Source organism: Angustibacter aerolatus (assembly GCF_054776675.1).
This window is the reverse complement of the sequence record NZ_BAAHBM010000022.1, coordinates 1-16,982: the sequence shown is the minus strand read 5'-3', so window position 1 is coordinate 16,982 and position 16,982 is coordinate 1. Positions and strand designations below refer to the sequence as shown.

19 protein-coding genes are annotated in these 16,982 nt (G+C 76.3%); 9 read left to right on the top strand and 10 right to left on the bottom strand.

Features of this window, described 5'->3' with window-relative positions:
* Positions 1 to 7: 7 nt before the first annotated feature.
* Genes ACYVI6_RS07590 through ACYVI6_RS07580 form a run of 3 tightly spaced genes read right to left on the bottom strand, consistent with a single transcriptional unit; the run spans position 8 to position 1,202 of the window.
* Positions 8 to 460 carry a PRC-barrel domain-containing protein gene (locus ACYVI6_RS07590; protein WP_460445793.1) on the bottom strand — a complete coding sequence of 151 codons (453 nt, stop codon included), beginning with the start codon at positions 458 to 460 and terminating at the stop codon, positions 8 to 10.
* Entirely contained in the window at positions 460 to 1,035 is a 576-nt protein-coding gene (locus ACYVI6_RS07585; RefSeq protein ID WP_460445792.1) for a PRC-barrel domain-containing protein, read from the bottom strand. Before ACYVI6_RS07585 ends, ACYVI6_RS07590 begins: the two co-directional genes overlap by 1 nt.
* 8 nt (positions 1,036 to 1,043) lie before the next feature.
* Positions 1,044 to 1,202: a hypothetical protein gene (locus tag ACYVI6_RS07580; protein WP_284288728.1), complete on the bottom strand. Its 159-nt coding sequence runs from the start codon at positions 1,200 to 1,202 to the stop codon at positions 1,044 to 1,046.
* Between the two features lie 222 nt (positions 1,203 to 1,424).
* Between ACYVI6_RS07580 and ACYVI6_RS07575 the strand changes: the two genes are divergently transcribed.
* A complete protein-coding gene (locus ACYVI6_RS07575) occupies positions 1,425 to 1,766 on the top strand; it encodes an S-adenosylmethionine decarboxylase (RefSeq protein WP_460445791.1) in 342 nt (113 codons plus the stop codon).
* On the top strand, positions 1,766 to 2,500 hold the full coding sequence (locus ACYVI6_RS07570) for a hypothetical protein (RefSeq protein WP_460445790.1): 735 nt from the start codon (positions 1,766 to 1,768) through the stop codon (positions 2,498 to 2,500). Before ACYVI6_RS07575 ends, ACYVI6_RS07570 begins: the two co-directional genes overlap by 1 nt.
* On the opposite strand, the gene ACYVI6_RS07565 is transcribed toward ACYVI6_RS07570, so the two are convergent.
* Positions 2,460 to 4,775, bottom strand: coding sequence for a putative bifunctional diguanylate cyclase/phosphodiesterase (locus ACYVI6_RS07565; RefSeq protein ID WP_460445789.1), 2,316 nt, complete (start codon positions 4,773 to 4,775; stop codon positions 2,460 to 2,462). The genes ACYVI6_RS07570 and ACYVI6_RS07565 overlap by 41 nt on opposite strands.
* 107 nt (positions 4,776 to 4,882) lie before the next feature.
* On the opposite strand from ACYVI6_RS07565, the gene ACYVI6_RS07560 reads away from it, so the two are divergent.
* A complete protein-coding gene (locus ACYVI6_RS07560; RefSeq protein ID WP_460445788.1) occupies positions 4,883 to 5,713 on the top strand; it encodes a phosphatase in 831 nt (276 codons plus the stop codon).
* A gap of 10 nt (positions 5,714 to 5,723) precedes the next feature.
* On the opposite strand, the gene folP is transcribed toward ACYVI6_RS07560, so the two are convergent.
* Together folP and ACYVI6_RS07550 are read right to left on the bottom strand one after the other, a co-directional pair.
* Positions 5,724 to 6,611, bottom strand: a complete 888-nt coding sequence (gene folP / locus ACYVI6_RS07555) for a dihydropteroate synthase (RefSeq protein ID WP_460445787.1) — start codon at positions 6,609 to 6,611, stop codon at positions 5,724 to 5,726.
* A 211-nt stretch (positions 6,612 to 6,822) separates the two neighbouring features.
* Positions 6,823 to 7,821, bottom strand: a complete 999-nt coding sequence (locus ACYVI6_RS07550) for a 2-dehydropantoate 2-reductase (protein ID WP_460445786.1) — start codon at positions 7,819 to 7,821, stop codon at positions 6,823 to 6,825.
* 41 nt (positions 7,822 to 7,862) lie between these two features.
* Here ACYVI6_RS07550 and ACYVI6_RS07545 point away from each other — a divergent pair, with 41 nt between their 5' ends.
* Positions 7,863 to 8,747, top strand: coding sequence for an ROK family protein (locus tag ACYVI6_RS07545; RefSeq protein ID WP_460445785.1), 885 nt, complete (start codon positions 7,863 to 7,865; stop codon positions 8,745 to 8,747).
* Here ACYVI6_RS07545 and ACYVI6_RS07540 read toward each other — a convergent pair.
* From ACYVI6_RS07540 to ACYVI6_RS07525, 4 genes are read right to left on the bottom strand one after another with little or no spacing between them, the layout of a single operon-like run.
* Complete coding sequence (locus tag ACYVI6_RS07540) at positions 8,725 to 9,774, bottom strand: zinc-dependent alcohol dehydrogenase family protein (protein ID WP_460445784.1); 1,050 nt, start codon at positions 9,772 to 9,774, stop codon at positions 8,725 to 8,727. The genes ACYVI6_RS07545 and ACYVI6_RS07540 overlap by 23 nt on opposite strands.
* 52 nt (positions 9,775 to 9,826) lie before the next feature.
* Positions 9,827 to 10,225 (bottom strand): PaaI family thioesterase, encoded by a 399-nt coding sequence (locus tag ACYVI6_RS07535; protein ID WP_460445783.1) that lies wholly within the window; start codon positions 10,223 to 10,225, stop codon positions 9,827 to 9,829.
* Positions 10,226 to 10,270: 45 nt separating this feature from the next.
* The gene (locus ACYVI6_RS07530) at positions 10,271 to 10,675 is read right to left on the bottom strand and encodes a rhodanese-like domain-containing protein (protein ID WP_460445782.1); all 405 of its coding nucleotides are present in this window, start codon (positions 10,673 to 10,675) and stop codon (positions 10,271 to 10,273) included.
* Entirely contained in the window at positions 10,672 to 11,199 is a 528-nt protein-coding gene (locus ACYVI6_RS07525) for a cysteine dioxygenase (RefSeq protein ID WP_460445781.1), read from the bottom strand. Before ACYVI6_RS07525 ends, ACYVI6_RS07530 begins: the two co-directional genes overlap by 4 nt.
* Positions 11,200 to 11,556: 357 nt before the next feature.
* Here ACYVI6_RS07525 and ACYVI6_RS07520 point away from each other — a divergent pair, with 357 nt between their 5' ends.
* From ACYVI6_RS07520 to ACYVI6_RS07500, 5 genes are all read left to right on the top strand, one after another.
* Entirely contained in the window at positions 11,557 to 12,846 is a 1,290-nt protein-coding gene (locus ACYVI6_RS07520; RefSeq protein ID WP_460445780.1) for an acetyl-CoA C-acetyltransferase, read from the top strand.
* A complete protein-coding gene (locus ACYVI6_RS07515) occupies positions 12,843 to 14,195 on the top strand; it encodes a 3-oxoacyl-ACP reductase (RefSeq protein ID WP_460445779.1) in 1,353 nt (450 codons plus the stop codon). Before ACYVI6_RS07520 ends, ACYVI6_RS07515 begins: the two co-directional genes overlap by 4 nt.
* Positions 14,196 to 14,197: 2 nt before the next feature.
* Complete coding sequence (locus tag ACYVI6_RS07510) at positions 14,198 to 15,109, top strand: MaoC/PaaZ C-terminal domain-containing protein (protein ID WP_460445778.1); 912 nt, start codon at positions 14,198 to 14,200, stop codon at positions 15,107 to 15,109.
* A 9-nt stretch (positions 15,110 to 15,118) separates the two neighbouring features.
* The gene (locus ACYVI6_RS07505) at positions 15,119 to 16,402 is read left to right on the top strand and encodes a calcium:cation antiporter (RefSeq protein WP_460445777.1); all 1,284 of its coding nucleotides are present in this window, start codon (positions 15,119 to 15,121) and stop codon (positions 16,400 to 16,402) included.
* A 5-nt stretch (positions 16,403 to 16,407) separates the two neighbouring features.
* Positions 16,408 to 16,982, top strand: a 575-nt coding sequence (locus tag ACYVI6_RS07500; RefSeq protein ID WP_460445776.1) for an AlkA N-terminal domain-containing protein, incomplete at its 3' end; no start/stop codon positions are given.

Below are 16,982 nucleotides of genomic sequence, written 5' to 3'. Positions count from 1 at the left end.
GGGCCGGTCAGACCGGGCGGTCGGACGGGTCGGCCTGCACGACCACGGCGTAGCTGCCGATGCCGACGAGCCGGCTGCCGGCCACGTCGGCCTGCTTCTTCAGCACGAGCGCCGTCACGTCGCCGGTGGCCGGGTCGAACTCGACGTCCTTGACCGGCCCGAGCTCCTGCCCGGCGGTGGTCAGCACCCGCTTCTTCAGCACGTGGTTGCGCTTGTCGAGCAGCGGTTCCATGCCCTCGGGCACCTCGCCGATCGCGGTCGGCCCGTCCACCGTCACGGCGTCCGCGCCGAAGGCGGCGACCGAGTCCCACACCAGCACCGGGCCGAGGTCGGACTTCTTAACGGTGACCGCGACGACGCGTCGGGTCGCGACGTCGACGACCAGCTCGTCGACCTTGCCGAGGGTGTCGGCGCTCGCCGTGCTCACGATCTTGTGCCCGGAGGCGTCGGAGAAGCGCATCAGGCCGGTCCCTCCAGGTGGCGGCGGAAGTCCTGCACCGAGGCGCCGAAGCCGGCCAGGTCGTGGGCGACGAAGTCGCGGGCGCTCGCGGGCACGACGAGGTGCTCGCCGGACGCCGCGAGCGTGTCGGGCAGCGGGATGAGCAGCTTGGTGCCCTTGGTGCCGAGCGCCTCGGACGCCTCGATCTCGTAGCCGACGACGTCGCACGCGCCGCCCGGCTCGGTGGGCACCTCGAGCACGACGTCGACCACGGTGCCCAGGGCCGTGCCGGCGTCGGTCAGCACCTGCGAGCCCAGCACGTCGCCCGGGTCGCCCTCGCCGCCGGCGTCGCCGGACAGCGCCGAGGCGTCGGCGAACGCGGCCTCGCTGACGACCATCACGGCGTCGACGCCGAGGGCAGCCACCTGCGACCACGGCAGCACCTCGTGCTTCGGCCCGGCGAACAGCCCGCGGCCGGCGAGGGTGAAGCCGCTGACGTGCCCGCCGTCACCGGCGTAGACGACGTCCTTCAGCTGGGCGACGTCGTCGCCGGCGTAGGTCACGACCGGCCGCTTGGCCAGCTCGGAGGTGCGCATCAGGCGGCTCATCGCCCGGCCCCGCCCCGGCCGGAGCCGGTACCGGTGCCGCGGCCCCGGTCGACCTTGACGCCGCCGCGCCGACGGCGTGCCTGCACCGCGATCACCGCGACGAGCAGCACCACCAGCACGACGACCACGACGATCGCCCATCCCCACCACTCCATGCCTGGACCCTAGTGGCGGCCCGTCGGCTCGGCCCGTCGGGGAACGCACCGGGAGCAGCCGGGCAGACCGGGCGTCGCCCACGGTCACCGGTGCCGACGCCGGGTGCCCGGGGCGGTCCCGAGCGGTGCAACGCGGCGCCATCTGCCGGAGAACGGCCGTCGCTGTCGGTGGTCGATGACAGCATCTGCGTGACCGCCCCGTCGACAGCCCGGAGGAACCCCGTGCGTGACCTCGCCCCCGAGATCCACCGCCAGCGACTGGTGGTCGAGGGTCTGTGCCAGCGCCCCATCGACGACGTCGCCATCCGGCAGTACCTCTCGCAGCTGTCGAAGACCATCGACATGGTCGAGCTCACCGAGCCGGTGACGCACCAGTCGCCGCTCTACGGCTGGGCCGGCTGGATCCACTGGGAGACGTCCGGGGCGCACTTCTACGCCTGGGACGAGCCGCGGCTGTTCTTCAGCGTCGACGTCTACGCGTGCAAGCCGTTCGAGGAGCAGGCGGTCGTCGACCTCACCCGCGACTGGTTCGACGCGACCGACGTCGTCGCCAAGGGCTTCTAGTGGACCTCGTCCTCTCGTTCGCGGACGCCGGGCTCGCGGCGTCCGCGCGCGACTGCGAGGCCGAGGTGTTCGGCCGCTGGTACGACAACAGCCGCGAGCAGCTCGACGCCGAGTACGCGCCGTACGACGACGCCAGCCGGTTCGTGACGGTCTCCGACCCGCTCGGGCACGTGCTCGGGGCGATGCGGCTCATCGCGCCCGGCGGCGCCGCGGGGTCGAAGACGCTCGTCGACCTGGCCGGGCCGCCGTGGCGGGTCGACGCGGCGCGCGCGGCGGCTGCCGCGGGCCTCGACCCCGAGGGCACGTGGGACATCGCCACGCTCGTGACGCGGGCCTCGACCACCGGCTCGGGCACCCGGCTGAGCCTCGCGCTGGTGCACGGCCTGGTGCAGGTCGCGCGGGTCAACGCGGCGGCCTCGTTCACCGCGGTGCTCGACGAGCGGGTGCGCCGGCTGCTGAACGGCTTCGGCGCCGTCACCCGCACGCTGCCGGGCGCCCGCACCGCCCCCTACCTCGGGTCGGCGGCCAGCACGCCGGTCTACCTCGACATGCCCTCGACGATGGACGCCCAGCGCCGCGACGTGCCGGACTCGTACCGGCTGGTCAGCCTCGGCGTCGGCCTCGACGGGGTGTCGGTGCCGCCGCCGAGCCACTTCCGGCTGCGCCCGCTCGAGCAGCCGGTCGCGATCGACCTCAGGACGCCGGCGCCGTCCGCAGCGCGGGCGGCCGGCTGACGCCGAGCTGACCGGCGGCGGCCAGGGCCGCGCGCCGCCGCATCCACGGCAGCACCTCGTCCGACGGCATGGGGCGGGCCACGTGGTAGCCCTGCAGCACGTCGACGCCGGCCTCGGCCAGCAGCTCGGCCGTCTCGGCGTCCTCGACGCCCTCGGCGACCAGCCGCAGGCCGAGGGCGTGCGCCATCTGCGTGGTCGCGGTGACGATCAGCCGGCTGCGCTCGTCGGTGCTCGCCGTCGAGCAGAACGAGCGGTCGAGCTTGAGCTCCTGCACCGGCAGGTCGCGCAGGTACGACAGCGACGAGAAGCCGGTGCCGTAGTCGTCGATGGCGGTCTCGACGCCGTGCTCGTGCAGCTGCACCAGCATCTGCCGGGCCCGCTCGGGGTCGGAGAGGAACGAGTCCTCGGTCACCTCGATGAGCAGGGTGCCGTGCGGCAGGGCGGCCCGCTCCAGCTCGCGGAAGGTGTGCGGCAGGAACTGGCCGGCGAGCAGCTCGGTGGGGGCGCAGTTCATGGCCACGCGCACACCGTGGCCGGCGTCGAACCAGGCACGGGCGTCGAACAGCACCTGCTCGAGCACCACCGACGACAGCGCCGTCATGAGGCCGGCGCGGCGGGCGTCGGGCAGGAACTCGGCGGGCGGGACGAGGCCGTCGACCGGGTGCCGCCAGCGCACCAGCGCCTCGACGGCGGTGATCTCGTGGGTGAGCGCGTCGACCTGCGGCTGGTACCAGACCTCGAGCTGGCCGGCGGTGAGGGCCGTGCGCAGGTCCTCGCCGCGCCGCAGCCGCTCGCGCGAGTAGCCGTCCTGGGCGCGGTCGAAGAGCAGCGCGCCCGAGCGGGTGCGCTTCGCCTCGTACATCGCGATGTCGGCGCGGCGCAGCAGCGCGGTGGCCGACTGGTCTCCCGCCTCGCAGGCGGTCACGCCGACGGACGCGTCGACCGACAGCTCGAGGCCCTCGACGGGTACCGGGTCGAGCAGGCTGGCCCGCAGCGCCTGCGCCGACTCGAGCATGGTCAGCTCGTCGTCCGAGGGCACGAAGAGCGCGAACTCGTCGCCGCCGAGCCGGGCCAGCAGCTGGCCGGGACCCACGGCGTCCGTGAGCCGGTTCGCGACCACGGTCAGCACCTCGTCGCCGGCGCCGTGACCGATGCTGTCGTTGATGTCCTTGAAGCCGTCGAGGTCGAGCAGCATCAGGCCGAACGGCTCGTCGGTGGCGATCGCGGCGTCGGCGCGGGCGAGCAGCGCCCGCCGGTTGGGCAGCCCGGTCAGCTCGTCCGTGAGCGACAGCCGCAGCGCCTCCGCCTTGCCCCGGGCGTCGCGCAGCGCCTGCACCATGCGCACCCCCGCGCTGGCGAGGGTCATGGCCGCCGGGGCGGTGACCAGCCAGCCGGTCGTGCCGCCGGGCCGGACGACGAGGATCAGGACGGCGACCGCCGCGGCGGCGCCCAGCAGCCAGCCGGCGCTCTGCCGCTCGGTCACCTGCACCGGCGGCGGGGGCGTGCACGCGGCGCCGACCAGCAGCAGGAAGCTGATGCCCCACACCAGGTCGAGCCACAGGTTCGAGGTGTAGGCCTCGGTGCCGAGCCCGAGCACGAAGCTGCAGTCGGCGGCGGTCATCACGAGGAACCCGCCGGCCAGGGCGAGCGTGCGCCGCGACCGGGCGCGCTGCCCGAGCAGCATCTGGGCCAGCACCAGCAGCCCGAGCACGAGGTCGAGCAGCGGGTAGAGCACCGCCAGCAGCAGGGCCAGGCCGCCGCGCGCGAAGATGCTCGCCGCCGGCGACAGCACGGCCAGCGCCGCGACGCAGGTCGCCGCCCCGCAGACGACCGCCGCCTCGAGCCAGATCGCCGACGTCGGCAGGCGGCGGCGCGGCACGTCGAGCAGCAGGAAGCCGGCCATGCCGAGGTACGACATCAGGTACAGGCTCTCGCCCGGGGCCGGGAAGGTGAGGCCCGCCGCCTCCGCCTGACCGGCGGTGACCGTCGCCGCCCCGGTCGCCCAGAGCACCGTGCCGAGGGCGAGGAACGACAGGGGGAGCCGGCGGGCCGGCACCCGCACGGCGAGCACGACCAGCCGCGCGACGAGCATCGCGAAGAAGAAGGTCAGCGACACCAGCAGCGCGGTGCGCTTCACCGGCCCGCCCGACCCGCCCGGCAGCAGCGAGGTCACGAGCAGCGCGGCCAGGGTGAAACCGGGCGCACCGCGGCCCAGCGCCGAGGCCAGGCGCGACGCCGGGCGCGGCCGCACCTGGAGGCGCGTGGCTGCACCCATCTGCCCCTCGTCTCCCCTGCGCGTCCGACCTGGTCACGGGGTGCATCGGCGGTCGGTGGCGCGAACTTGAACCGGGGTCCGCTCGGGCCGGGTGCCAGGATCGGGGCATGAGCGCCCAGCCCGGCCCGCCGTCCGTCCCCGTGCCCAGCCGCGACGAGCTGCGCGAGCACCTGGTGCGCAGCCGGATCGCCGGCGAGGTGGCGACCCCGCGCGAGAACAACCTGCGCAACTACCGCCGGCTGGCCGACGGCGAGCCCTACGCCTGGCTGGGCCTGACGCCGCACCGCGGGTGGACCGAGCAGGAGGTGCTCGAGCTGATGGTCGACCGGGTCGGCGTCGACCCCGACCCGGCCCACCGGTGGGGGCAGGACCGCATCGACCCCGACCTGACGATCGACCGCCTCGAGGCGCTGGCCGACCGGGTGGCGCTCGCCGCGCAGCGCCGCGAGCGGGTGCTCGTCGCGACCGGCCACCCGGTGGGGCTGCGGCCCACGCACTCGGCCACCGCCGCGGCGCTCGCCGCCGCCGGCTGCACGATGCTGCAGGCGGCGCACGGCTGGCAGCAGCCGGAGGACACGGCGTACGGCTGGCAGGACGGCGCACTGACCTGGCGCGACGGCGTGGGCATGCTGGCCGGGCCGGGCTCGCAGACGCACCACACGCACTCGCCGCTCCCCGTCTGGGCGGTGCTCGACGGGCTGCGCGAGGCGGGCGAGGCGCCGCCCGACCTCGTCGTGGCCGACCACGGCTGGGCCGGTGGCGCCGCCGCCCGCGGCCTCGACGCCGTCGGCTACGCGGACTGCAACGACCCGGCGTTGTTCGTCGGCGAGGCCGAGGGCGAGCTGCTCGTCGCGGTGCCGCTCGACGACAACGTGCGCGAGTCGCTCTACGCGCCGATGACGGCGTACCTGCTCGACCGGGCCGGGCTGGCGGGCTGACCGACCGCCGTCAGAGGTTGTGCCGCTCGGTGGCGGGCTCGCGCCAGCCCAGCACCGCCTCGGTCATCCGGACGGCGTCGCGCGCGGCCGCCACGTCGTGCACGCGCAGCACCCGGGCACCGCGCAGCACGCACAGCACCACGGCGGCGAGCGTGGCCGGCAGCGCGTCGTCGCGCGCGACCCCGACCGCCTCCTGCACGAAGTCCTTGCGCGACACCGACGCCAGCACGGGCTCGCCGAGGTCGAGCAGCTCGTCGAGGCGGCGGGTCAGCTCGAGCGAGTGCCGGGTGGTCTTGTTCAGGTCGTGGCCGGGGTCGACCACGAGGTGCTCGACGCCGCGCGACCTGGCGACCGCCACCCGCTCGGCCAGCAGGTCGTGCACCTCGCGGACGACGTCGGTGTACGTCGGGCGGTGCAGGTGCTCGAACGGCCGGGCCAGGCTGTGGCAGACGACCAGCGTGCCGCCGGCCTCCGCCGTGGCGTCGGCCAGCTCGGGGTCGTGCAGTCCGGAGGTGTCGTTCAGGACGTCGGCGCCGGCCGCGAACGCCGCGCGCGCCACGGCCGGGCGGGTGGTCTCGACCGACACGATCACGTCGCCGGTGGCCCGGGCCGCGGCCACCACGGGCAGCAGCCGGTCGAGCTCCTCCGCCTCGTCGACCCGCTCCGCGTCGGGCGAGAACGGCACCGCCCCGACGTCCACCCAGTCGGCGCCGTCGGCCACGGCCCGCTCGACGGCGGCGGTGGCGGCGTCCAGCGCGAAGGTGCGCCCGCCGTCGAAGAAGCTGTCGCGGGTGCGGTTCACGATCGCCATCACCAGGGGGCGGCGGTCGAGGTCGATCGTCTGCCGGCCGACGGTGCGCACCCCGAGGCCGACGGGGACCGCGAGCGGTTGGGGCACGCGGCAGACGCTACCGGGCAGGCGCCCCGTCGCGGCACCGGAGGGTGGACCGCGACGGGACGCCCGGCGCGGCCGGGTCGCGGCCGCGTGCGCCCCGACGTGCCGATCGGGGAGGCACCGGCACCGTGGCACGGCCAGGTTGTCGCAGGGAAGCCGACGGACGACGTGGGCGCCGTGTCGCCCGAACCGGGCGGTACCGGCCGCGAACCGGTCAGGCGGGGTACAGCCCGCGGGTGCGCGCGGCCAGCCGGGTGAGGCCCAGCAGCGCGTCGGTGTGCGGCGTCGCGACGCCCACCGCCTGCGCCAGCTCGCGCGCGGCGCCGGTCAGCGCGTCGAGCTCGAGCTGCCGCCCGGCGCGGGCGTCCTGCAGCATCGACGGCTCGAGGTCGCCGAGGCGGCGGGTGACGTCGACGCGCGCGGCGGGCGTCTCGTCGATGGGGCAGCCGATGCGGGCGCCGACCTCGCGGGCCTCCAGCATCACCGCCTCGATCAGCCCGGTGACCAGGTCGTCGGCGAGCATCGGCCCCATGCTGGCCCCGGTCAGCGCGCTGATCGGGTTCACCGTCATGTTGCCCCAGAGCTTGTACCAGGCGGCCTGCCGGACGTCGTCGGTCTGCTCGACCTCGAAGCCGGCGTCACCGAGCAGGCCGGCCACCTCGTGCAGCCGCGGCGTCGCCGAGCCCGCGGGTTCGCCGACGATCAGCCGGCGCCCCGACCCGTGCACGACGAGGCCCGGCTCGGCGGTGCTCGCGCCGAGGTGCACCACGCAGCCGACGACCTGCGCCGGCGGCAGGGCCACGGCGATCGCGCCGTCCGGGTCGACCGACCGCAGCCGCAGGCCGTCCGCCGGGCCACCGAGCCCGGTCGTGAACCACCACGGCACGCCGTTCATCGCCGGCAGCACCACCGTGCCCGGCCCGACCAGCGGTGCCAGGCGAGGCGCCAGCGCGGCCAGCGACTGCGCCTTCACCGCGACCACCACGACGTCGTGCACCCCGAGCTCTGCGGCCGAGGCCGCCGCGGTGACCGGTGCCGTCGTCAGCGAGCCGTCGGTCTCACGAACCCGCCAGCCGCTGCGCTGCAACGACTCCAGCGTCGCGCCCCGGGCGAGCGCCGTCGTCTCGACGCCGGAGCGGCTCAGCCAGGCGCCCAGCAGGCCCCCGATCGCACCCGCTCCGACCACGCACACCCTCGTCGTCCGGCTCGGCACCGGCGCAACGTAGCAGCGGGCGGCCGGGTAGGTTCCGGGGCGTGCTGGCGGGCGTCGAGCTGGGGGGCACCAAGGTCGTCGCCGCGATCGGCCGCGGCCCCGGCGACCTGGTGGCCCGCACCGTCGTGCCCACCACCGAGCCGGGCCCCACCCTCGACGCCGTCGCCGACTTCCTGCGCGGGCACCGGGTCGACGCGCTCGGGCTGGCGTCGTTCGGGCCGCTCGACCTCGACCCGGCGAGCGACGGGTACGGCCGCATCACCTGGACGCCGAAGCGCGGCTGGGAGGGCACCGACCTGCTCGGGCGGCTCGGCTCGGCGGTCGGGGTGCCGGTGGGCGTCGACACCGACGTCGCCGGCGCGGCGCTCGCCGAGCAGCGCTGGGGCGCCGGTGCGGGCGCGCGCACCACGACGTACGTCACGGTCGGCACCGGGGTCGGGGGCGCCACCGTCGAGGCGGGCCGGGTGCTGCACGGGCGGATGCGGCCCGAGCTGGGGCACCTCGACGTCGTGCGGATGCCGGGCGACGAGCTGCCCGGCGTCTGCCGGTTCCACGGCGGCTGCCTCGAGGGGCTGGCGAGCGGGCCCGCGCTGCACGCGCGGTTCGGGCGGCCGGGGCAGGACCTGCGCGGCGCCGACCTCGCCCGCGCCGTCGGGCTGGAGGCCTGGTACCTCGGGCAGCTCGCCCGCACCCTGGTCTACCTGCACTCGCCCGACCGGCTGGTGCTCGGCGGCGGCGTGCCCAAGCTGCCCGGGCTGCTCGCCGCCGTCCGGCGCGCGGTGACCGACGGCCTGGCCGGCGCCATCGGGCTGCCCGAGGTCGTCGACGGCTCGTTCCTCGTGACCCCCGCGCTGGGTGACGACGCCGGCGTCCTCGGCGGGCTGCTGCTGGCCGAGGCGGCGCTCAGGGACGCAGCAGCGTCTTGATCGCCGTCCGCTGGTCCATCGCGGTGTAGGCGGTCGCCACCTCGCTGAGCGGCAGTTCGACGTCGAACACCTTGCCCGGCTCGATCGCGCCGCTCAGCACGTCCTCGAGCAGCTCGGGCAGGTACTGCCGCACCGGCGCGACGCCGCCGCCGACCGAGATGTTGTCGGAGAACAGCTGCGCGATCGGCAGCTCGGCGCCGCCGGCCGGCACCCCGACGTACCCGACGCGGCCACCGGGCCGCGTCGCGCCGATCGCCTGCTCCATCGACTCCTTCATGCCGACGCACTCGAGCACCGCGTCGGCGCCCACGCCGCCGGTGAGCTCCTCGATGCGCGCCACGCCCTCCTCGCCGCGCTCGGCGACCACGTCGTCGGCGCCCAGGTCGAGCGCGACCGCCTGCCGCGCGGTGTGCCGCGACATCGCGATCACCCGCTCGGCGCCCAGCCGCCGGGCGGCGAGCACCGCGCACAGGCCCACCGCGCCGTCGCCGACCACCACGACCGTCTGCCCCGGGCCGACGCCTGCCGCGAGCGCGGCGTGGTGCCCGGTGCCCATGACGTCGGACAGCGCGAGCAGCGAGGGCAGCATCGCGTCGTCGGGGTGCCCGGGGACGGCGACCAGCGTGCCGTCGGCCATCGCGACGCGCACCGCCTCGCCCTGCCCGCCGTCGACCAGGTACCCGTCGCGGTCGGTCGCACCCCACGCGGCGCCCCGCTCGCACGACGTCTGGACGCCGTGCCGGCAGTGCGCGCAGGTGCCGTCGCTCAGCGCGAACGGCGCCACCACGAAGTCACCGCGCCGCACCGTCGTCACCTCGCTGCCGACGTCCTCGACCACGCCGATCAGCTCGTGGCCGATGCGCCGGGGGCGCTTCGTCGGCCGCACCCCGCGGTAGGGCCACAGGTCGGAGCCGCACACGCACGACGCCGTCACCCGCACGACGGCGTCGGTCGGCACCTGGATCTGCGGGTCGGGCACCTCTTCGAGGCGGATGTCGCCGGGGCCGTGGATGAGCGTCGCGCGCATGCGGCCACCCTTCCACGGGCCCGCCGGGCCGCGCCCGCCGAGCGGGGTGCGGTCAGGCGCCGCGCAGGTTCTGCAACCGCACCTGGCCGCGCGCCACCAGCCGGTCGCCGGCGTCGCGCGTCTCGACCAGCCACACCTGCTGGCTGCGCCCCTGGTGCACCGGCGTCGCCACGCTGCGCAGCTCGCCGTCGCGCACCGCCCGGTAGAAGTCGGTGGAGTTGTTGACCCCCACGACGTGCCCGTCGTCGCCCAGCCAGGTCTGCGCCCCGACGCTGGCCAGCGTCTCGACGACCCACGAGTGCACGCCGCCGTGCAGGATCCCGGCCGGCTGGTGCACCGCCGGACCGACCGTCCACGTCGCCTCGACCCGCGCACCGGTCGGGTCGTCGAACCGGATGCCGATGGCCTCGCCGACCGCGCCGAGCGAGGAGGTGTCGCTGGGGGTGCTCATCGCGCGATCGTGTCAGGCGTCCACGGGCGTGTCACCCGTGCCGTCCTAGCCGGCGGTGGGCAGGCCGGCGGCCCGCCAGGCGACGAAGCCGCCGACGACGTCCGTCGCCCGGGTGATGCCCAGCCCGACCAGGGCGGCGGCCGCGAGCGAGGAGGTGTAGCCCTCGGAGCAGAGCACGAGCACGCGCAGGTCGTAGGAGGCGATCGGCAGCCGGGCGTCGCTGCCCGGGTCGAAGCGCCACTCGAGCACGTTGCGCTCGACCACCAGCGCGCCCGGCACCTCGCCCTCGAGCAGCCGCTGCGCGGCGGGCCGGATGTCGACGAGCACGGCACCGGCGAGCTGCTCGGCGTGCGCCTGCTGCGGAGCCACGCGCTGCAGCCGTTCCCGCGCCTCCGCCAGCACGTCGTCGATCGAGCGGCGCGGCGGCGCCGTCAGCGCGGGGGCGCTCACAGCGCCGGCTCGGGCTCGTCGCCGAGCACCTCGTGCGCGGGCGCCAGCCGACCGTCGACGAGGTCGTAGTAGGTCATCCGCGAGAGCTTCGGGGCGTAGGCGTGGATGCTCACGGCCGGCGCGGTCAGGTCGTTGCGCACGTCGTGCACCACGCCGGGCTCGACGACGCGGACGGCGGGGGCGTCGAGGCGCGTCGACCAGACGCCGAGCACCTCGTCGGCACGCACCTCGGTGAGGGCGCCCTGCACCACCGCGAAGGCGGCGCTGCTGTCGCCGTGGTCGTGCAGGTCGGTCTGCTGGGACGGCAGCCACGTGAGCAGCCAGACGTCGACGCCCTGCGGCGAGCCGAGGCGCGTCCAGAAGCGCTCGGCGGCGGTGAAGCGGACGTGCGGTCGCCACAGCCGCGGCTCGCTGGCGATGCGCCGCACGAGCAGCGCGAGGTCGTGCGTGGTGGGCGTCCCGGGCTGCGCGGCGCGGGGCGCGCCGGGCCGGGTGTGCAGGGGGCGGAGCGGGGTCTGGGTCATGCCGGGTCCTCGGGTGTGCAGCGCACGGTCCGCGGGCGCGCGTCGGCCGGGCCCTCGAGGGGCGGGTCGCGCGCTGACGCCGGGGGGTGCTGGGTGGTCGGGCGGTCAGGCGAGAGGGGCCCGACACGCTGCGCTGCACAGCCGCATGAGGTCGACGTGCCGACGCACGACGAGCGCTCGCAGCTGGACCTCGACCATGTCCACCAGGTTGGTCGACAAAGCGAGGGGTGTCAATGCGCGGACGTCGTCGGTCTCACGCCTCGGACGACCCCTTGCGGCGACCGGTCTCCCTGGGCGCCCGCGCCACCCGCCCCGGTTACCTTCTCGGCACACCGACCGCCGTCCGACGGAGGCACCATGGCCGAGCCCCGCACCCCCCGCCGCGCCGCGGTGCTCGGGGGCAACCGCATCCCGTTCGCCCGGGCCGACGGCCCGTACGCGCAGGCGAGCAACCAGGACATGCTGGTCGCCGCGCTCGACGGGCTGGTCGCGCGCTTCGGGCTGGCCGGGGAGCGGGTGGGCGAGGTCGCAGCGGGAGCGGTGCTGAAGCACAGCCGAGATCTCAACCTGACGCGGGAGGCGGTGCTGGGCTCGCGGCTCTCGCCCCGGACCCCCGCCTACGACGTCCAGCAGGCCTGCGGCACCGGCCTCGAGACCACGGTGCTGGTCGCCAACAAGATCGCGCTCGGCCAGGTCGAGAGCGGCGTCGCGGGCGGCGTCGACAGCGCGAGCGACGCGCCCGTCGCCGTCGACGACGACCTGCGGCGCACCCTGCTCGCCCTGCGCCGGGCCCGGTCGGTCGGCGAGCGGGCCAGGGCCCTGGCGCGGCTGCGCCCGGGGCAGCTGCGGCCCGAGGTCCCGCGCAACCGCGAGCCGCGGACGGGGATGTCGATGGGGGACCACGCGGCCGTCACCGCCGCGGCGTGGGGCGTCGACCGCACCGCGCAGGACGAGCTGACGGTCGCCAGCCACCACCGGCTGGCCGCGGCGTGGGACGCCGGGTTCTTCGACGACCTCGTGACGCCGTACCTCGGGCTGCAGCGCGACCAGAACCTGCGGCCCGACACCAGCGTCGAGCGGCTGGGCCGGCTGCGCCCGGTCTTCGGCGAGGGCGACGACGCGACGATGACCGCCGGCAACTCGACGCCCCTGACCGACGGGGCGTCCGCCGTCCTGCTGGCGAGCGACGAGTGGGCGGCCGAGCGCGGGCAGCCGGTGCTGGCGCACGTGGTGGACGCCGAGACCGCCGCCGTCGACTTCGTGCAGGGGGACGAGGGGCTGCTCATGGCGCCCACCTACGCCGTGGCCAGGTTGCTCGCGCGCCAGGGCATGACCCTGCGCGACCTCGAGCTGGTCGAGGTGCACGAGGCGTTCGCCTCGACCGTGCTGGCGACGCTCGCGGCGTGGGAGAGCCCCGCGTTCTGCCGCGACCGGCTGGGCCTCGCGGCGCCGCTCGGTGCCGTCGACCGCGACCGGCTCAACGTGACCGGGTCCTCGCTCGCCACGGGCCACCCCTTCGCGGCCACCGGTGGGCGTATCGTCGCCACCCTCGCCAAGTCGCTGCGCGCCCGGGGTGGGGGCCGTGGGCTCATCTCGATCTGCGCCGCCGGCGGTCAGGGCGTCGTGGCCATCCTGGAGGCGTCGTGACCGACCGCTACACCGCGCTCGTCCAGGGCGGTGCGGGCCGGCGCGTCGCGAGCACCCTCGGTCTGCCGAGACCGGCCGTGCTCCGGCGCCACGAGGCGGGGGAGCCCCTGCTGCCCGGCCCGGCCCGGCTGGTGGGCGACGGTCCCGTCGGTGCGCTGCTCACCTCGCTCCCCGGCGCGCCGGTCGAGCTCGACGGCGACGCCCCGGCCGGCGACCGGGCGGGCGCGGACGACCGGCTGGGCGCCGTGGTCGTCGACGCGACCGGTCACCGCACCCCGCGCGACCTCGTCGGGGTGCGCGCCGCGCTGGCCACCGACCTGCGCCGCCTCGGTCGGTCGGGCCGCCTGGTGGTCGTGGGTCGTCCGCCGGAGGACGCGAGCGACGTCACGCAGGCCGCGACCCGGCAGGCCCTCGAGGGCCTGACCCGGTCGCTGGCGAAGGAGCTGCGCGAGGGCGCCACGGCCAACCTGGTGCTGGTGGCGGACGGCGCCGACGACGCGGCGCGGTCGACCCTCGCCTTCCTGCTGAGCGCGCGCTCGGCCTTCGTCGACGGGCAGGTGGTGCGGGTGCGGGCACCGGTCGGTGCCGTCCGCGAGGTCGACGACCCCGCCCGGCCGCTGCAGGGGGCCGTCGCCGCGGTCACCGGCGCCGCTCGGGGCATCGGTGCCGCGATCGCCCACGTCCTCGCGCGTCAGGGCGCCCGGGTGCTCGCCGTGGACGTGCCCGCGGCCGGACAGGCGCTCGCCGGCACCGCCAACGCGGTCGGCGGCACCGCGCTCCAGGTCGACGTGACCGCAGCCGACGCCGGACGACGCATCGCCGACCTCGCCCTGTCCCGCTACGGCTCGCTCGACGTCGTCGTGCACAACGCGGGCATCACCCGCGACAGGCTGCTGGTCAACAGCGACCCGGACGCCTGGGCCTCCGTGCTCGCCGTCAACCTCGAGGCGCAGCTGCGCATCGACGACACGCTGCTCGGGGAGCGGGTGCTCGCCGACGGCGGCCGCGTGGTGAGCCTCGCCTCGACGAGCGGCATCGCCGGGCAGCGCGGCCAGACGAACTACGCAGCCAGCAAGGCCGGCGTCATCGGCATGGTGCGGGCCCGGGCCGGGCAGGTCGCCGATCGCGGCATCACGGTGAACGCCGTGGCGCCCGGCTTCATCGAGACGGAGATGACGGCCCGCATGCCGTTCGCGACGCGCGAGGTGGCCCGGCGCCTGAACAGCCTGGCGCAGGGCGGCCAGCCGGTCGACGTCGCCGAGACCGTGGCCTGGTTCGCCGAGCCCGGCAGCGCGGGTGTCACCGGCCAGGTGGTCAGGGTGTGCGGCCAGCTGCAGGTCGGGGCGTAGACGTGCGCACCATCGACCTCGAGCGACCGCCCCGGCAGCTGGCCCTGCTGGCCGGGTCGCTGCTGCCGCGGCGGCGCCCGTCGCTGCTGCCGCAGACGCAGGTCGTCCGGCACGCCGTGCGCATCGACCGCGATCACCTGAGCGCCTACCAGCGGGTCTGCGGCTTCGCGGTGCGCGGGCAGGTGCCGGCCGGGTACCTGCACGTGCTGTCGTTCCCGCTGCAGCTCGTCGTCATGGCCGAGCCCGCGTTCCCGGTGCCGCTGCCCGGGCTGGTGCACGTGGCGAACCGCTGGTCGCTGCACCGGCCGGTCGACGTCGACGAGCCGCTCGGGCTCGCGGTGCACGCCGAGCGCCTGCGCCCGCACCGGCGCGGCGCCCAGGTCGACCTGGTGTCGACCGCCTCGACGGGCGGCGACGTCGTCTGGACCGGGCGCAGCACCTACCTCGCGCGCGGCGTCACGGTCGCCGCCGAGCCGGGCGGGCAGCCGACCGACGCACGAGCGACCGCGGGCGGTGACGGCTGGGCGCCGCCGCAGGAGGACGTCACCGCCTGGGCCGGGTCGCCGCGCGCCGTCTGGCGCTTCGGGTCGGACGCCGGACGCCGGTACGCCGCGGTGAGCGGCGATCACAACCCGATCCACCTGCACCCGCTCACCGCGCGGCCCTTCGGGTTCCGCAGAGCGATCGCGCACGGCATGTACTCGGTGGCGCGCTGCCTGGCGTGGCTCGAGCCGCGCACCCCCGAGGCGCACGAGCTCGAGCTGGAGTTCAAGCGGGCCGTGCTGCTGCCCGGCACCGTGCGGGTGCACGCCACCGAGCAGGTCGGGACGCACCCGGCGCAGGCGTGGACGTTCGCCCTCACCTCGCGAGACGGCGACGAGCACCTCAGGGCCGCCCTCAGGGCCCATCCGTAAGATCGGGCGATGACCCCCCACCCCCAGCCGCCCGAGCGCACCGCGACGCCGCGCGAGGTGCCGGAGGGGTCGGTCCTGGACGGGACCGAGGGGACCGAGGGGACCGAGGGGACCGAGGGGACCGCGCCCACGCTGCCGCTGTGGACGCTCGTCGTGCCGCCGGTCGCGGTGGTGCTGCTCGTGGTGTCGTGGGGGCGCGAGCCGGGGTCGGTGATGCTCGCGCTCATCGGGGTCGGGCTGGTCGGGGCCGTGGTCTGCGCGGTGCACCACGCCGAGGTGGTGGCGCACCGGGTGGGCGAGCCGTTCGGCACGCTGATCCTCGCCATCGCGGTGACCGTCATCGAGGTCGGGCTGATCGTGTCGCTCATGGTGAGCAGCCCCGAGACGTCGTCGGCGCTGGCCAGGGACACCGTGTTCGCCGCGATCATGGTGGTCTGCAACGGCGTCGTCGGGCTCTGCCTGCTCGTCGGGGCGCTGCGCCACCAGGTGGTCTGGTTCCGGCCCGAGGGCGTCGGCGGCGCCCTCGCCACGCTGGCCGCCGTCGCCACGCTCGGCCTGGTGCTGCCCTCGTTCACCGCCAGCAGCCAGGGCCCGACGTACACCGGCGCCCAGCTCGCCTTCGCCGGGCTGGCCTCGCTGGTGCTCTACGCCGTCTTCGTGTTCGTGCAGGCGGTGCGGCACCGCGACTACTTCCTGCCGCCCGAGCGCGGCCACGTCGCGCTGCCCGTCGGCCCGGGGGCCGACGGCGTGCAGCACGACAGCCGCCGGGGCGCCCTGCCCGGCGACGGCGACGCGGGTGCCGCCGACCACGACGACGAGCACGCCGCCCCGCCGTCGTCCCGCACCACGTGGACCAGCCTCGGGCTGCTGCTGGTCTGCCTGGTCTGCGTCGTCGGCCTCGCCAAGACGGCGTCGAAGTCGATCGAGCACGCCGTCGAGGCGGTCGGGGCGCCGCAGCCGGTCGTGGGCGTGCTCATCGCGATCCTCGTGCTGGCCCCCGAGACCGTCGCCGCGCTGCGGGCCGCCCGCCGCAACCGCGTGCAGACCAGCCTGAACCTCGCCATCGGCTCGGCGCTCGCGAGCATCGGGCTCACCATCCCGTCGATCGCGCTGGCCTCGATCTGGCTGACCGGCCCGCTGCAGCTCGGGCTCGGGCCGACGCAGCTGGTGCTGCTCGCCCTGACCCTCGTGGTGAGCACCCTGACGACGGTCACCGGCCGGGCGACGATCCTGCAGGGGGCCGTGCACCTGGCGATCTTCGGCTCGTTCGTCTTCCTCGCCTTCACGCCCTGATCGCCGTGCCCCGGCCCACGACGAGCAGGCACCACCTCGCCGCGCAGCCGCCGTACGACGGGCCGCGGCTGCTCGCGTTCGTCGGCGCGCACGCGGTGCCCGGCGTCGAGGTCTGGGACGGCGTGCGCTGGGGCCGCACCCTGCGGCTGCCCGGTGGACCGGGCGTCGCGCAGGTCGAGGCCGCGCCGGGCGGCGTCGACGTCGAGCTCACCCTCACCGACCCCGCCGACGAGGAACCGGCGCTGCGCCGGCTGCGCCACCTGCTCGACGTCGACCGCGACGTCCGACCGGCCGAGCGGCACCTCGGCGCCGTCCCGCTGCTCGGGCCGGTCGTGGCCCGCCGGCCCGGCCTGCGCGCGCCGGGCAGCCTCGACGACGGCGAGACGCTCGTGCGCATCGTGATCGGGCAGCAGGTGTCGCTCGGAGGAGCCCGCACGGTCGCCGGTCGGCTCGTCGCGGCCGCCGGCACGCCGCTGCCGGCGGCGCTGGCCGCGGTGCACCCGGGCCTGACCACGACGTTCCCCGCCCCGGCGGCGGTCGCCGCGCTCGACCCGGCCGGCGGCGACCTCGCCATGCCGAG

What these genes read in the sequence shown, in the direction of transcription:
- ACYVI6_RS07525 (WP_460445781.1), bottom strand. Translation starts at nt 11,199, where the DNA reads ATGACCCAGACCCCGCTCCGCCCCCTGCACACCCGGCCCGGCGCGCCC.
- ACYVI6_RS07535 (WP_460445783.1), bottom strand. Translation starts at nt 10,225, where the DNA reads ATGAGCACCCCCAGCGACACCTCCTCGCTCGGCGCGGTCGGCGAGGCC.
- ACYVI6_RS07585 (WP_460445792.1), bottom strand. Translation starts at nt 1,035, where the DNA reads ATGCGCACCTCCGAGCTGGCCAAGCGGCCGGTCGTGACCTACGCCGGC.
- ACYVI6_RS07560 (WP_460445788.1), top strand. Translation starts at nt 4,883, where the DNA reads ATGAGCGCCCAGCCCGGCCCGCCGTCCGTCCCCGTGCCCAGCCGCGAC.
- ACYVI6_RS07580 (WP_284288728.1), bottom strand. Translation starts at nt 1,202, where the DNA reads ATGGAGTGGTGGGGATGGGCGATCGTCGTGGTCGTCGTGCTGGTGGTG.
- ACYVI6_RS07505 (WP_460445777.1), top strand. Translation starts at nt 15,119, where the DNA reads ATGACCCCCCACCCCCAGCCGCCCGAGCGCACCGCGACGCCGCGCGAG.
- ACYVI6_RS07565 (WP_460445789.1), bottom strand. Translation starts at nt 4,775, where the DNA reads ATGGGTGCAGCCACGCGCCTCCAGGTGCGGCCGCGCCCGGCGTCGCGC.
- ACYVI6_RS07520 (WP_460445780.1), top strand. Translation starts at nt 11,557, where the DNA reads ATGGCCGAGCCCCGCACCCCCCGCCGCGCCGCGGTGCTCGGGGGCAAC.
- ACYVI6_RS07590 (WP_460445793.1), bottom strand. Translation starts at nt 460, where the DNA reads ATGCGCTTCTCCGACGCCTCCGGGCACAAGATCGTGAGCACGGCGAGC.
- ACYVI6_RS07540 (WP_460445784.1), bottom strand. Translation starts at nt 9,774, where the DNA reads ATGCGCGCGACGCTCATCCACGGCCCCGGCGACATCCGCCTCGAAGAG.